The organism is Streptomyces fragilis (genome assembly GCF_003112515.1).
Classification (GTDB): Bacteria; Actinomycetota; Actinomycetes; order Streptomycetales; family Streptomycetaceae; genus Streptomyces; species Streptomyces fragilis.
On sequence record NZ_BEVZ01000002.1, the window covers coordinates 1245902 to 1261019 of the forward strand.

8 protein-coding genes and 1 pseudogene are annotated in these 15118 nt (G+C 75.5%); 4 read left to right on the top strand and 5 right to left on the bottom strand.

Features of this window, described 5'->3' with window-relative positions:
- Nucleotides 1-189: 189 nt before the first annotated feature.
- The 4 genes from Sfr03f_RS31490 (at nucleotide 190) to Sfr03f_RS07475 (ending at nucleotide 9529) form a co-directional block, all read left to right on the top strand.
- The gene (locus Sfr03f_RS31490) at nucleotides 190-5034 is read left to right on the top strand and encodes a hypothetical protein (RefSeq protein WP_108952864.1); all 4845 of its coding nucleotides are present in this window, start codon (nucleotides 190-192) and stop codon (nucleotides 5032-5034) included.
- 79 nt (nucleotides 5035-5113) lie between these two features.
- The gene (locus Sfr03f_RS07465) at nucleotides 5114-6784 is read left to right on the top strand and encodes a hypothetical protein (RefSeq protein WP_108952865.1); all 1671 of its coding nucleotides are present in this window, start codon (nucleotides 5114-5116) and stop codon (nucleotides 6782-6784) included.
- 216 nt (nucleotides 6785-7000) lie between these two features.
- On the top strand, nucleotides 7001-7831 hold the full coding sequence (locus tag Sfr03f_RS07470; protein WP_108953511.1) for a DUF4097 family beta strand repeat-containing protein: 831 nt from the start codon (nucleotides 7001-7003) through the stop codon (nucleotides 7829-7831).
- A 57-nt stretch (nucleotides 7832-7888) separates the two neighbouring features.
- A complete protein-coding gene (locus Sfr03f_RS07475) occupies nucleotides 7889-9529 on the top strand; it encodes an ABC-F family ATP-binding cassette domain-containing protein (RefSeq protein WP_108952866.1) in 1641 nt (546 codons plus the stop codon).
- Nucleotides 9530-9588: 59 nt separating this feature from the next.
- On the opposite strand, the gene Sfr03f_RS31785 is transcribed toward Sfr03f_RS07475, so the two are convergent.
- The 5 genes and pseudogenes from Sfr03f_RS31785 to Sfr03f_RS07495 form a co-directional block, all read right to left on the bottom strand.
- A complete protein-coding gene (locus Sfr03f_RS31785; RefSeq protein WP_372514310.1) occupies nucleotides 9589-10386 on the bottom strand; it encodes a pectate lyase in 798 nt (265 codons plus the stop codon).
- Nucleotides 10360-10899, bottom strand: a pseudogene (locus tag Sfr03f_RS31790) (RICIN domain-containing protein); the annotation flags it as partial. The gene Sfr03f_RS31785 and the pseudogene Sfr03f_RS31790, both read right to left, overlap by 27 nt.
- A 220-nt stretch (nucleotides 10900-11119) precedes the next feature.
- Nucleotides 11120-12478 carry an FAD-dependent oxidoreductase gene (locus Sfr03f_RS07485; RefSeq protein WP_108953513.1) on the bottom strand — a complete coding sequence of 453 codons (1359 nt, stop codon included), beginning with the start codon at nucleotides 12476-12478 and terminating at the stop codon, nucleotides 11120-11122.
- Nucleotides 12479-13146: 668 nt separating this feature from the next.
- Nucleotides 13147-14388, bottom strand: coding sequence for an acyl-CoA dehydrogenase family protein (locus tag Sfr03f_RS07490; protein WP_108953514.1), 1242 nt, complete (start codon nucleotides 14386-14388; stop codon nucleotides 13147-13149).
- 163 nt (nucleotides 14389-14551) lie between these two features.
- Nucleotides 14552-15055, bottom strand: a complete 504-nt coding sequence (locus Sfr03f_RS07495; RefSeq protein ID WP_108952867.1) for a GNAT family N-acetyltransferase — start codon at nucleotides 15053-15055, stop codon at nucleotides 14552-14554.
- Nucleotides 15056-15118: the final 63 nt, after the last annotated feature.

Sequence of the window (15118 nt, forward strand, 5' to 3'; positions counted from 1 at the left end):
CGATCCCGCCCGCGTCCCGTCGCCCGAGGTCCCGCGGGCCGGAAGCACACCGGCCGCAACCCCGTCGACCGCTCGCCGCGCCCTGCCCGTGCCCGTCACGCGTACGGGCGCGGGGAGCCGGGCGGGGAGCCCACGCCGCCGCCGCGCCCACCGACCCGACCACCACCCACGCCACCTGGACGGACGCCGATGACCACACCGACGCCCCCGGCCTGGACCCTCACCACCGCGCTGCCCGTGGTGCTGCTCCCGGTCCGGCTGGAGACCCGCTTCACCGCCACCGAACTCCTCGTCCGCATCTACCCGGACGAGATCCACGTCGACACCCACGAGGCCCCGCTCACCGAGGACGAGGACCTCCACGGCCGCCGGTACTGGCGGACCGTCTGGGAGGCCCGCGGCGACGCGCCCACCGAGGAGGCCGCCTGGACGGAGCTCGCCGGGCGGTTCGGGGCCGAGCGCGCCGGATGGATCGCCCGCGTCCTGGAACCCGTCAACCCGCTCGAACGCCCCGAGCCCGGCGACGGCGCCGCCGCGGCCCCGCGGTTCCCCGGCCCCGGCCCGCTCCGGGAGGCCGCGTGGACCCGGCGGGCCGTGGCCCGCGCGCTGCCCACCCGCTGGTACGTCGTCGGACGGCCCAGGGAGGCCGGCGCGCCCGCCGTCACCCGGGTCACCCGCCCCGTCGCGGGCCCGTCCGGCGGCCCCCTGCCCGTCGGCCCCGCGCCCACCGCCGTCCTGGAGGACCTCGACCCCGCCGCGCCGCCCACCGACGAGGCCACCCGCTGGCTGGTCGACTTCGCCGCCGCCGAGGCCGTCGGCATGGCGGTCCGCCTGCCACGCGGCACCGGGTACGCGCAGGTCCTCGCCTACGGCGTGCACGAGGGCGGCTCGGAGACCGCCACCGCCGAACTGTCCGCCCTCCTCGAGGCGCAGTACCACACCCGCGGGCTGGGCTACGTCCCGCCCGGCGCCCCCTCCAACAACACCGCCACCGCGACCTCCCGGTACGGCCGCGACGACCAGGAGAACCGCGACGCCTACCGCGTCCGCATCGCCGACCAGGCGCCGGCCGACCCGGAGAGCAACGCCAGGACGACCTGCCGGGCCCTGGGCCTGCAGCCCGTCACCGACCTCGACGGCGTCAAGGGCCCCGACGGCATGAACCGCCCCGCCCCGCTGTCCCGCGCCCGCGACGCCCACCGCCGCGACCAGGCCGCCGCCCGCCACATGGCCACCGCCCTGTGGGAGGCGACCTGGGGCTACTACCTCGCCCAGTTCGGCGAGGGCCACTTCACCGACGCGCAGATCCGCGGCGCCCGCGAACACGCCCGGCGCTTCCTGCGCCCCGGCGGCCCGCTGCCCGCCCTGCGCGTCGGCGCCCAGCCCTACGGCCTGCTGCCCGTGCTGGCGCTGGACCGCTGGACCGACCTGGAGGGCACCGGCCTCGGCACGCCACCGCTGCCGCCGGCCGTCACCGCCTTCCTGCGCACCCTGCGGGACCGGGTCTGGGCCCCGTCCGCCGCCGACCCGGCGGCCGTCCCCCGCATCACCCGCGGCGCGGCCGGTCGGCACACCGTGGCCGAGATCCTCGGCATGGCCCCCACCGCCCGGCGCGTCCACGCCCGCAGCGGCCTGGGCGCCGACTACGTCACCGCCCTCTGGCGGTTCGGCCCGCTCGCCCTCAACGACCAGTGGCGCACCGGCCTGGCCTCCCAGACCGCCTCGCTCTCCGCCCGGCTCGGGCTGCCCCGCTGGGAACTCGGCCCCGGACGCCTGCTGTTCGCCAAGGAGTCCTGGCCGCTCGACAACCCCTGGACCGACGCACCCGCCGGCACCCCCGGAGGAACCCCCGCCGAATACCTCGCCGCCCTCGCCACCCCGGTCCACCCGGCGCCCGCGTGGGCGAGCGTCCCGTCCGTCCAGGACCGCGGCAACCTGCCCTGGGCCCGCTGGTGGCACGACCTCGGCAGCGGCCCCGCCGCGGCCACGGCCACCCCGCTCCTGTACCGCCTGGTCCGGCACTCGCTGCTCGCCGAGTACGCCCGCGCCGTGGACATCGTGCTGGGCACCGGCACCGCCGGCCGGCGCGAACCGGAGGTGGTGGACACCGACCCGGAGGCGCTCACCGCCACCGTCTGGAACCGGGCCCGGCGCGCCGTCCCCGGCACCGGGCTGAGCGCCGACACCTACCTGTGGACCGACGCCGCCCGGCAGCGGCCCGAACTCGCCCCGCTGTACCAGGCACTGGAGTCCGCCCGCGCGCTCGCGGCGCTGCCCTCCGGCGAACTCGAGCTGCTGCTCGCCCAGACCCTGGACGCCACCTCCCACCGACTGGACGCCTGGATCACCTCCCTGGCCACCCGCCGTCTGGAACACCTGCGCACCCGCGTCTCCACCGGCAGCCACCTCGGCGGCTACGGCTGGCTGCTGGACGTGGTGCCCCGCTCCACCGCACCCACCCAGGTCCCCCCGGAGCGCCGGCCGGAGGGGGAGAGGACCGACCCCCTAGCGGCACCCGGCGACAGCAGGCCGTGGACCCTGTTCGCCGCCGACAACACCGCGGGCCCCGTCCACGCGCCCTCGCTCGCCCAGGCCACCACCGCGGCCCTGCTGCGCGCCGCGCAGCGCGCCCACGGCGACCGGCCGGACACCCCCACCGCCGTCGACCTCACCTCCACCAGGGCCCGCACCGCCGCCTGGCTGATCGACGGCGTCCGCCAGGGCCGCCCGCTCGGCTCCCTGCTCGGCTACCGCTTCGAACGCGCCCTGCAGGACCACCCGTCGGGCACCCTCGCCTCCTGGACCGACCGCTTCCGGGAACTCGCCCCCACCACCGCCACCCATGTCGCGCACGACGGGACGGTCGAGGAGCGCGTGGTCGCCGAGGACGTCACCGACGGTCTGCGGCTGCACCGCCGCCGCGCCGCCGGCCGCCTCGACCTGGTCCGCACCGTCGGCGTCCCGGCCGGCTCCACCGCCGAGATCGCCGCGCTCACCGAGGTGCTCGACGACCTGGACGACGCCGTGGACGCCGTCGCCGACACCCTGCTCGTCGAGGGCGTCCACCAGGCCGCCCAGGGCAACCCCGTGCGGGCCGGCGCCACCGTCGACGCCATGGGCAACGGCGAGGCCCCGCCCCCGGAACTCGAGTCCCTGCGCACCCCCCGTCCCGGCGACGCCGTCACCCACCGGGTGATCGTCCTGCTGCCCGACCCGGCGGCCACGCCGGCCGCCGCAGGGCTGCGCGCGCCGGCCGAGGACCCCGGCGGCGGGGCGGGGGAGACCCCGCCGATCCACGTGCCGCGGCCGCCGGAGGACGACGGTTCGCTCCCCGGCGGCGGCATCGCGGTTCCGCTCCCGGAGGAGAACCCGGGCCCCGTGCCGCCCGGCGACCCGGTCCCGCTCCCCGACGACGGCCCCGGCGGCCTGCCGGGAGGCGGCGACGGTCCCGGCGGCCCCGGCGGCGGATCCGGCGGCCAGGACCCGGTCCCGGCGCCCGCCGGATCCGTGTGGCCCGCCGACCCGGCCACCCAGAGCCGCGCCCTGGCCGAACCCGCCCTCGACGCCTGGCTGGCCGGACTGCTTCCCGACCCGGCCGGCCTCACCCTCACCGTCCGGCTGACCGACGGCGGCACCCGTACCGTTCCCCTCGCCGGGCTGCCGCTCTCCCCGCTCGACCTGCTCGCCCTCGGCCTCTCCCCGGACGCCCTCCCCGGCTCCGACCTCGAACGCCATCTGCTGCAGCACGCCGACACCCGGCTCGCCGCCGAGCGGACGGCCGCCCGCCCGGTCGCCGTGGTCGCCGACGAGGACGGACTCGGCCTGCTGCTGGAGACCGCCCGAGCCGCCCGGGAACTCCTGCGCACCGCAAGGCCGTTGCGTCCTACCGACCTGGCCGCCCCGGAGGCCGTGGCCCCAGGCGCGGACGGCACCGGACCGGACGGCGACGACCCGGCCGACCCGGCCCTGACCGCCCGCGCCCTGGCCGTCCGCGCCGTCGTCGACCAGGCCGCGGCCGACCTCGCCACCCCGGCCGCCGTCCCCGCCGCCCTCCGGATCGACGCGCACCACCGCGGCCTCACCACGGCGAGCCTGCTCGGCGTGCCCGCGGCGGCGCCCCCGCTGCGGCCCCGCCCCGGCACCCCGGCCGACCGGCTGGCCGAGCACGCCGCCCTGCTGGGCTCCCTCGCCGCCACCGTCGCCCCGGAACTGGAGCGCCGCCGCGCCCGCGCGGACCTGCTGGCCGCCGCCCGCACCGCCGGCACCGTCACCGCCCGGCAGTGGGCGGAAGGGACCCTCACCGCCCTCCTGGGCGCCGACCTCGTCCTGCTGCCGTCCTTCGACGCCCCATCGCCCGGCGACCTGAGCGACTCCCTCGCCCACGCCGACACCCTCCTCGACGGAGACCCGCACGCCCCCGTCGGCTGGCTCACCCGGCTCGGCCGGGTCCGCCGCGGCGTGGAACGCCTGGTCACCACCCTCGGCTACGCCGAGGCGCTGGAAACGGGCGACGCCCTCACCGCGGTCGTCGCCCAGACCCCGTACACGCCCCCCGGCCCGGACCCGGACCGCGTGGAACGCTGGGCCGCCCTGCCCTCCGCCACCGGCGGAAGCCCCGGCGCCCGGCTCTCCCTCGTCCTGCACATCCCCGGCGCGCCCGCACCCGAGGAACTGCTCACCGGCCGCCTGCGCGGGCTGGTCGTCGACGAATGGACCGAGGTGGTGCCCCGCACCGAGCAGACCACCGGCCTCGCCCTGCACGTCGACGCCCCGGACGCGGCGCCGCCGCAGGCCGTCCTGCTCGCCGTGCCCCCGGACGCCTCGCCGACCTGGACGCCCGAACTGCTGGGCGCCACCGTCGAGTCGGCCCTCGAACTGACCAGGCTGCGCGCCGTCGACCACGAGGCGCTGCACCCCGACAGCCCCACCGCCGTCGCCGACATCGGGCAGCTCGCGCCCGCCGCCGTCCTCGCCACCAACGTCGCCCACCGGGACGCCGTCGCCACCGACTTCACCCGAGGCCTGCCGCAGTAGCCCCGGACAGCCGGGCGGTCCGGCAGTGCCGGACCGCCCGGCCCGATCCGGGAGTTCCCGGAGACAGGAGCGTCACCCCATGCCCTCCATCACCAGCTGGACGCGGCTCGAACCCCGCGCCCGCACCGGCGACCTGCGGCCCTCCCTGGAGGCCCAGGTCCACGATCCCGCCTGGATGCTCGCCCGCCAGTGGCAGCTCGGCGAGTTCCTCGGCGACGACGCGGGCAGCCCCGTCTGGGTGCGGGTCCGCGGCCACGCCGACCGCGTCACCCGCTACCGCCCCGGCCCCGCTGCCGGCCCCGGCGTCCCCTACGACGGGGCCGCCCCGCTCGAGGCACTCGCCGAGGCCGAACCCGGCGGTCCTCGCTCCACCGCCGCCGACCTGCGGGCGGGCGCCGAGAGCGGCCAGCACCTGCTGCGCCTGCTGCGCGCCGCCGACCTGCCGGCCGACGCCGTCGCCGACGCCGTCACCCTGCTCCTCGACGACTACCCGCTCGGCCTCACCGGCCAGGAAGGAGCCGCCGACGAGGCCACCGCGCGCTACCTGACCGTGCTGCGCGGCCGCGTCCCGGACGGCAACGCGGTCGCCTTCACCCTGCACGCCTCCCCGCCCACCCCCGCCGAGCCGGTGTGGGGACTGCCGCCCGAGGCGGCCCCCGTCCTCGAGGCCTGGCTCGCCTGGTACGACGAACGCCACCTGACCGCCCCGGTCACGGGCCCCGACACCTGGGACCCGCAGCGCCTGGAGTACCGCTTCTCCGTCGGCCTGGCCGAGGGGACCGCCGAGACGACCCTGACCGCCGAGGCGTACCAGGGCGGCACCCTCGACTGGACGGACTTCACCGCGGCGGGGGCGACGGGACTGGCCCCCGCACCGGCCCGCACCCCCCTGCTGTCGACGACCTTCCCCGCCCCCGTCCGCTTCCCCGGCATGCCCGCCCGCCGCTTCTGGGAGTTCGAGGACGCCCGGGTCGCCCTCGGCCAGGTGGAGGCCGCGCCGTCCGACCTGGCCCGGATGCTGGTCGCCGAGTTCGCCACCGTCTACGGCAACGACTGGTACATGGTCCCGCTGGACGTCCCCTCCGGCTCCCTCACCACGATCACCTCCGTGGTCGTGGGCGACACCTTCAGCTCCGAACTCGGCGGCCCCACCCTGCTGCCGCTGCCCGGGGCCGGAGCCGGCGACGCCCACTGGTCCCTCTACAGCCTCGGCACCGCCACCGGCGGCCGCCGCACCGGGCTGTTCGTCCCACCCGTCACCGCGGGCTCCCTGGAGAGCGAACCGCTCGAGGAGGTGCTGCTGGTGCGCGACGAGGACGCCAACCTCGCCTGGGCCGTCGAACGCCGCGTCCCCACACCGCACGGCACCACCCTGGACCGCGCCGGCGCCACCCCGCCCGCCGAGGCGCCCGCACCCCCGCCCGCCGGAACCCTGGCCTACCGGCTGCGCACCGAGGTCCCGGCCAACTGGCTGCCCCTGGTCCCCGTCGAACCCCGCCCCGGCTCCTACCGCCTGCGCCTGTCCCACCTCGACGGGGCGACACCCCTCGGCCGTCTGCTCCGCCCCGGGCTCCCCGGCGCCTACGAGCTGTTCGCCGAGGAGGTGCCCAGGGAGGGCCTCACCGTGACCCGGACCCACCAGTACGCCCGCGGTTCGGACGGCCGCGGCGTCCTGTGGACCGCCCGCCGCACCCGTCCCGGCCGCGGGGGAGCGGCCTCGGGCCTGCGCTTCGACGTCGTGGAGGAGTGACCGGCGCGCGGGAGTGACCGGCCCGCGGGAGGGACCGCTGGTGCCGGCCGCCGGCCGCCGGCCGCCGGCCGCGCGCCCGCCGTGGCCGGCGGCGGCGACCGTGCCGTGGAACGGATCACCCGGCGTCCTGGCCGGCCCCGTGCGGCCCGGCAGGTCGTCGCCGTGGCCGGCACGGACGGTGTGTGCCGCTCGGCCGTCGCGGGCATACGCGCCCCCATGACAGCATCGCCGAGCAGAGTGCGCCGCTCCCGCGGAGGGCAGGGTCCCCGCCACGGCGGTCGCGCGGCCTGGGCCGGATGCGCGTTCGCCCTGCTCCTCACCCTGACGGCGTGTGACCGCGACGGTGCCGGGCCGTGGCCCGGGGCCGCCGGGAGCGCACGGGGAGACCTGTTCGAGAGCGCCTCCCTGGCGGACGGCAGCCGTCTCCTGGTCACCACCGAGGGCGGCGTGCGGATCGTCGGGACGGACGACGAGAGCGTGACGGTCGACGAGGCGACCCCCGCCCGCTGGGACGCGGACGCCGCCACCCCCACGCTCGACCTGCTCTGCGACCACGGCGACGAGCGCACCCAGGACAACTGCGGCGGCATGCCGCTCGTCCACGTGCCCGCCGGCGTCACGCTCACCGTGCGGGCCCGCAACGCCGGCATCGAGGTCGACGGGGTGCGCGGCGCACTGACCCTGAACACCGTCAACGGCGACGTCACCGTGCACGACGCGGGCACCAAGGACGCCCGCCAGCACCTGGTGACCCGCAACGGCTCCGTCCGCGCCGACGGCCTCGCCGCCCGCGACGTCAGCGTCGAGACGGTCAACGGCGACGTCGACCTGCTGTGCACGACCTCGCCGGGAACACTCGACGGCGTGACGCGCAACGGCTCCGTGCGGGTGACCCTCCCGGCCGGCGGCCCGCCCTACGAGACCGACGCGAGCACCGTCAACGGGCGGACGGTCGTGGACGTCCCCACTCCGGCCGCGGACTCCGCGGACCGGCGCCGGCTGACCCTGCGCACCGTGAACGGCGACACCGAGGTACGCCGGGGCTGAGAGGGGAGGGACCGTCGGCCGGGGGCCGTCCCGCCCTTCGTTAGGATCGGCACCCTGATGACTGCCACCCTCGTCGCCAAGGACCTCGCCGCCGGACACGGTGACCGCACCCTCTTCACCGGTCTCGACCTCGTCGTCGCGCCCGGAGACGTGATCGGTCTCGTGGGAGCCAACGGGGCCGGCAAGTCCTCGCTGCTCCGCCTGCTCGCCGGACTCGACCGGCCCGAGGAGGGCGAACTCCGGCTCTCCCCGCCCACCGCCACCGTCGGCCACCTCCCGCAGGAACCCGAACGCCGCGCCGGGGAGTCGGTGCGGGAGTTCCTCGCCCGCCGCACGGGCGTCGCCGACGCGCAGACCGCGATGGACGCCGCGACGCAGGCGCTGGTCGACGGGGCACCCGGTGCCGACGACGCCTACGCGGAGGCCCTGGAGCGCTGGCTCGCGCTCGGCGGCGCCGATCTGGACGAGCGGGCCGAGGAGGTCGCGGCCGACCTCGGCCTGACCGTCGGCCTCGACCTTCCGATGACCGCCCTCTCCGGCGGCCAGGCCGCCCGCGCGGGACTGGCCTCGCTGCTCCTCTCGCGCTACGACGTCTTCCTCCTCGACGAGCCCACCAACGACCTCGACCTCGACGGACTGGAACGCCTGGAGCGCTTCGTCACCGGGCTGCGGGCCGGCACCGTGGTGGTCAGCCACGACCGCGAGTTCCTGCTGCGCACGGTCACCAAGGTCCTGGAGCTGGACCTCGCCCAGCAGCAGATCAACCTCTACGGCGGCGGGTACGCCTCCTACCTGGAGGAACGCGAACGCGCCCGCCTCCACGCCCGCGAGGAGTACGAGGAGTACGCCGACAAGCGCTCCGCCCTCGAAAGCCGTGCCCAGACGCAGCGGGGATGGATGGACAAGGGCGTCAAGAACGCCCGTCGCAAGGCCGGCGACAACGACAAGATCGGCCGCAAGTTCCGCAGCGAGGCCAGCGAGAAGCAGGCGGCCAAGGCCAGGCAGACGCAGCGCATGATCGAGCGCCTCGACGTCGTCGAGGAGCCCCGCAAGGAGTGGGAGCTGCGGATGGAGATCGCCTCCGCGCCGCGCTCCGGCGCCGTGGTGGCCACCCTTCGCGACGCCGTCGTCGCCCGGGGCGGCTTCTCCTTCGGGCCGGCCACCCTGCAGATCGACTGGGCCGACCGGGTCGCCATCACCGGCGCCAACGGTGCGGGCAAGTCCACGCTGCTCGCCGCCCTGCTCGGCAGGCTGCCGCTGGACTCCGGCCACGCCTCGCTCGGCTCGGGCGTCGTGGTGGGCGAGGTGGACCAGGCGCGCAAGCTCTTCCACGGCACGCAGAGCCTGCTGGAGGCCTTCTGCGCCGCCGTCCCCGAGACCGAGCCCGCCGAGGTGCGCACGCTCCTCGCCAAGTTCGGTCTGCGCGCCGCTCACGTGCTGAGGCCCGCGACCACGCTCTCGCCCGGCGAGCGCACCCGCGCGGGTCTCGCCCTGCTCCAGGGCAAGGGGGTCAACCTGCTGGTCCTGGACGAGCCGACCAACCACCTCGACCTGCCGGCCATCGAGCAGCTGGAGTCGGCGCTGGAGGCGTACACGGGGACGCTGCTGCTGGTCACCCACGACCGTCGGATGCTGGAGGCGGTGCGCACGACGCGCCGGGTCGAGGTAGCCGACGGCAAGGTCATCGAGGCGGGCTGAACCCGAAGGGCCCGCCCCTCCCGGCGGGGAGGGGCGGGCCCGGGCGGACGCTCCGTGTCTCAGTCGACGTACCTGATCGCCGACGGGGTGTAGATGCAGTGGGTGCCGTCCGCGCCCGAGCCGATCTCGCTCGGCTCACCGCTCGTCGTGCCCTTGTACTTGGTGCAGATCTTCATGTCGCGGTCGCGGTCCTCGTAGATCGTGACGCCCGAGATCCGTGCCGTGTCGCCGTAGTTGGTGTTGATGCCGACCAGGCTGGTGCCCGGGGCGGTCGCCCAGATGTTCTGCAGCTGGACGTGACGGGCGTTCTGCGTGGAGCAGTTGCCGCAGGAACGGACCAGCTTGCCGAAGTCGTCGACCTGGAAGTTCTTCACGACCAGGGTGCCGGCGCCGTTGTGCTGGAACACCTTGTCCTCGGCCAGCTTCGCGCCGCCGCCGTCGATCGTGCGGACCGTCGAGGAGGAGCCGCCGCGGAAGGTCGCGGCGTCCTCGCCCACGTCCTCCCACCACACGTTCCTGATGGTGCAGGTGCCCGCGCAGTGCACACCGTCGGCGGCCGGAGCGCCGAGGATGACGTTCTGCAGGGTGGCGCCGTCCGCCAGCCTGATCACCGGGGGCTGGTTCTCGTCCTGGTCACCACTGCCCAGGTCGCCGCTGCCGTACAGGCGCTTCATGCCCCCGTCGTACGTGCCGGAGACCTCGATGGTCGACGAGACCGCCTGGCTGCCGTTGGCGGTCGGCCATGACGGCCGGTCCGTGGGCGGGTCGCTCGGCCCGGTGGGCGGGTTCGTCGGCTCGGTGGGCGGGTTCGTGGGGACGGTGCCCGACGCCGTGAAGGTCCAGCTCTTGCTCGTCACGGAGTCGCAGGAGTTCTGCTGCACCGCGGCACCGGACGCGGTCGAACCGTCCTTGACGTTCAGGCACTTGCCGCCGTTGCCGTTGACGACCCGGTAGGTGTTGCCGCTGACCGGCGTCAGGGTCCACACCTGGGTGGCGGTACCGGCGCAGTTCTGCTGCTCCACGGCCTTGCCCGCGCTGGTGGAGGCGTCCCGTACGCCGGCGCACCTGGCGCTGTGCGCGGCGGTCAGGGTGTACCCGCTTCCCGAGGCGGTGAGCTTCCAGGTCTGGTGCGCGGCCCCGGTGCAGGCGCTCTGGGTGAGCTGCGTGCCCGCGGCCGTGCCGGCGCCCGGCACCTCGAGGCACAGACCGCTCGCCAGGTTCTTCAGGCTGTACGAACCCGCACCGGGTGCCGCCGAGGCCGAGCCGGTCGCCAGGAGGGCGACGAGGCCCGCGCCGAGCAGCGACACCACGGCGGCCAGGACGGCGGCAGTACGGCTGCGCCTTCTGACGTGCTTCTTCTGAGTACGCACTGGCTGTTCCTCTCACCGCCTGCGGCGTCCTCCGCAGGCACCTGTGGGGGTTGGTGCGGTGGTGAAGGGCGATGTCCGAGCACGGAACAGGATTCCGTGGGATGAATCCAGTTCATGTATGCGAACGGTTGTGACGGTAGGTCACCCACAGGTGGCGGTCAACACGTTGAGCGGAAGTATCAGCCGGCCGGCCGGGTCAGGCACGGCGTGACGGTCCCGCTCACCCGCCGGGGACCTCCGGTGCCGTCGGCGGCTCGGCAGGTGCCGGTGCGGGCCGCCCGAGAAGCACGGCCCGCACCACGGACGGGGCGAACAGGCTGGTGACCGGTGCCCGGAGGCCCAGGACGGAGCGGAAGGCGGCCCCCACCACGGGGTCGGTGGGATAGCGCTCCATGACACGCCGCAGATACCGGTTCGCGACGCGGTCCGCCGGTCCGGTCGCCAGGGCGTTGCCCACCGCGCCCGGCATCGACCGGTCGGACCCGGCCGAGATGTCCCACGCCTGCCTGGACGCCGCGAGGAGCGCCTTCTGCACGCGTCGCGTCGTGGCGGGCCGGCGCGGATCGGCCAGCGCGTCGCGCAGGACGACCGCGCTCATCGCGGCGACGGCCATGCCCTGACCGTAGATCGGGTTGAACGTGCACAGGGCGTCGCCGGTGGCGAGGAAGCCCGCCGGACGGCGGCCGGGAAGGTCGTAGCGGCGGCGGACGTTCGCGGTCCGCCGGAACGCGAACGCGGCAGTCAGGGGCTCGGCCTCCTCCATCCACCGGTGCAGCAGCGGATGCGGCAGCCTCTTCCTCACGTACGTCACGAACTCGTCGCCCTCCGTGGGCGGTTCGTCGCCGCGGAGCCCCGAGACGACGACCAGGTGGGTGCCGTCCTCCAGGGGCAGCGCACCGCCGGCGTAGACCTGGGTGGGACCGGGGTAGACGTAGTAACCGCGGGTGTCGCCGTCCAGGACGCCGTCGCGGCCGCGGTAGACGCGGGAGGAGTACGCCAGACCCGTCTCGATGGTCTCCTCGTGCGGGGCCTCTGCTCCGACGGCCGTCAGCCACTGCGGAGCCTTCGTCCCCGCGCCGGAGGCGTCGACGACCAGGTCCGCCTCGAGGACCTGTCGCGTTCCCCGGGCGTCACCGGAGCGCTCCCGGACCAGGACGCCCCGCACCCGCCGGGCGTCACCGTGCAGGCCGACGGCCTCGGTCCTCTCCGCAACGCCGATCGACGGGTTGGCGAGGACGCGCCGCCGCACCAGCTCCTCCAGCTGCGCCCTGGAGCCGGTGTAGATGTGCGTCGTCGCGGGCAGCCTCCTGAACCAGCGCCCCTCCTGCTGCTGCACCAGGTCCGACGGCATGCCCACACGCGGCGCACCCGCCGCCCGCAGCTCCGCGACGACACCGGGGAGCAGCGACTCCAGGGCCACCTGCCCGCCCTCCAGCAGGACATGGGGATGCCGGGCCTGCGGCACCCCGGGCCGCGGCCCGGTACCGTCCGGGAGCCGGTCCCGTTCCACGATGGTCACCCGGTCGGCGTGCCCGGCGAGGACGTGAGCGGCGAGCAACCCCGCGAGACTCCCGCCGATCACGACCGCGTGCCGCCCCGCGCCGCCCTCGCCCCTGTCCGAACGACCTGTCCTGCGTACGGATTCCACCGGTGCGTCTCCCCTGCTGCTTGGCGTCGGAGGCTCCAGTATCCCGGTCGGCGGGGTGATTTGACGGGTTTTCTTCCGTCAGCTCCGTGAGGAGGCGGCCACGGACGGGCAGGTCTTCCCCGGGCCGTGGGCCGTGACCTGGGGGCGGACGGGGCCGGTCGCCGGCAGGTCGACGGTGAAGCAGCGGGTGACCTGGGCCTCGGCAGCGGATCGCGGCGCAGTGGTCCGCCACCTCCCCAGTGGCCTGGACCAAGTCCGCGAACCGGCAGTCACCCCAGCCGCAGAGGTGTTCGACGTCAGATGGTTGTGCGGGCCCCACACCTTCGGCTTGGCCTGATCCGGTGTGGTGCGCGGGCCGACTCGGCAGGGGGAGTGCTCCCGTGCGCGCGGTCGGCCGGGGCTCGTGGCGTGCGGTGCACGATCTCGCTCAGCCCGGATATGGCCGGAAGGGCCCTCTGCCGCTTCGCTCGGGCATGCCTCGGCATGTCGGCGTTCGTGGAGGATGCCGCCGGCGCCGTCGCGACCTCGATGTCCAGCGGCCGGTGGCACGACCGCTGGACCTCCCGGCGCCCGGGTGAGGCACTGTGGTGGACGGCCCCCTACGGAATCAGCGGGATCCCGTCCGACGGCAGCCCCAGGCGGTCGCAGCCGACACGCCGGGCCAGCGGCTCGGCCATCCCCACGGCGACGTGGGTGCGGTAGGTCGCGGCGTCCCGGAAATAGCGCTGCATCCGCTCCCCGTCCCGCCCGTACCGGGTGCCCGCCGTGCGGAAGAGGGGGTCCTGGAGCGCGTCCCAGGCCAGCCCCCCGGCCGTGAGGAAGATCTGCGCGAGCCGGTGGTCCTCGGCCGCCGTGAACGGGGCCTCGCCGGACACGTTGCGCCGGCAGGTCTCCGTCCAGTCCTCCGCGGCGCCCCGCAGGGCCGCCTCGGCGGTGCGGATGCGGCCCAGCGCCTCGCCCAGGTGCTGCTGGAACTCGGGCAGGTCGGAACGGGTGCGGCCCGGATCGAGGGTCAGCGGCCGGGAGCTGATGATCCGGGCGTACTCGTCGGCCGCGGCGTAGGCGGTTCCGATCATGATGGAGGCCAGCTCCGCGTGGAAGAAGCTCGCCACGCGCGCCGCGTACATGGGGTTGTCGTGCAGCGTGCTGCCGACGGTGCCGCCCTCCACCGGCAGGTCGAGGAAGGAGGCCTCGCGGGCGAAGTGGGCGGGTATCCGGCCCTGGTCGATGTGGATGCTGTTGGAGCCGGTGCCGCGCAGACCGAGCACGCCGTGCCAGTCGTCGAGCACCGTCCACACCCGGCGCGGGGCGACGAACAGCAGCAGCGGCCCCGGAGGCCCCCCGGGGCTGGTGGGCGCGCTCAGGGTCTGTCCGATGAAGTGCGTCGAGTACGGCGCCCCCGACGCGTACGACCAGGTGCCGTCGAGAACGAGGGAGCCCTCGCCGTCCGGCTGTGCGACGCCGACGGGGGGCAGGGTGGAGGCGGCGCGGAAGTCGCCGTCCGCGCCGAACAGTTCGTCCTGGGTCTCCTCGGGGAAGAAGGAGGCGGCCTGCAGCACGTGGGCGGCGGTCAGGGACAGCGCCCACCCGGTGGAGGGGCAGCCGCGCGCGACCTCGACGACGACCTGCAGAAAGGTCCGCAGCCCGAACTCGTACCCCCCGTACCTGCGGGGCTGCAGGATGCGGTAGAAGCCGGCGCGCAGGAAGTCGTCGTGGGTGTCCTTCGGGTAGTGCGTCAGCCGTTCGGTCTCGCCCTGGCGCTCGAGGAGCGCGGGCCGCAGGGCGACCGCCCGCTCGATGACCTCGCGTTCGGTCAGCTGGGGCTCTGGGGCGGCGATCACGGTCTCCTCCATGGGGCCGACGTCGACTCTCGCGCGAACACAGGCGATTGAACACGGTTCGCACCCCCCGCACAGCGGAAGAAAGCGGCCATTTCTCGCGCGGGTCGCCACACCCGGAAGTCGCCACCACTGGAGCCGGGCGGACCGGTCGGGCAGCCCCCGCCTACGCGCCGGGAAGCTCCGGCAGGGCGAGCCAGTCCGGCCAGGAGATCCCGCGGCCGACGAAACGCGGCTGCGTGAACGGCCAGTCGGCCGCGATCCACTGCGGCACCAGCGCGTCGAGGTCCCGCTCGACCTCGCCACCCACCAGCTCGTCCACCACCCACCAGGAGATCTCGGCGTCCGCGCCCACCTTCTCCGGTGGGTCGATGTAGACGCAGCCGAGCAGCGCCGTCTCCGCCGTGTCGAACAGCGCGTAGTTGAAGGACTCGTGTGCGGCGATCTCCTTCTCGTGCCGCAGCAGGTCGGCCTGGTCGGCCTCGTAGGTCATGGTGGCGGCGGGCCAGCCCCAGGCCTCGCCGTAGATGCTCCACAGCCGCTCACGCGAGCCCATCACCGCCGGATGATCGAGCGGGGTGTCGGCCTCACGGATCGGGCGCAGGTGATGGCCGCCGCCCGGCAGCGGTATCAGGGTGGGGTGGACGAAATCGTCAGGTAGCCAGTTCACGGTGCCTGACCGTAGCAGTGCCCGGTCGTCCCCTTCCTGGCATTTCTCACCGTGCGGGCAGGC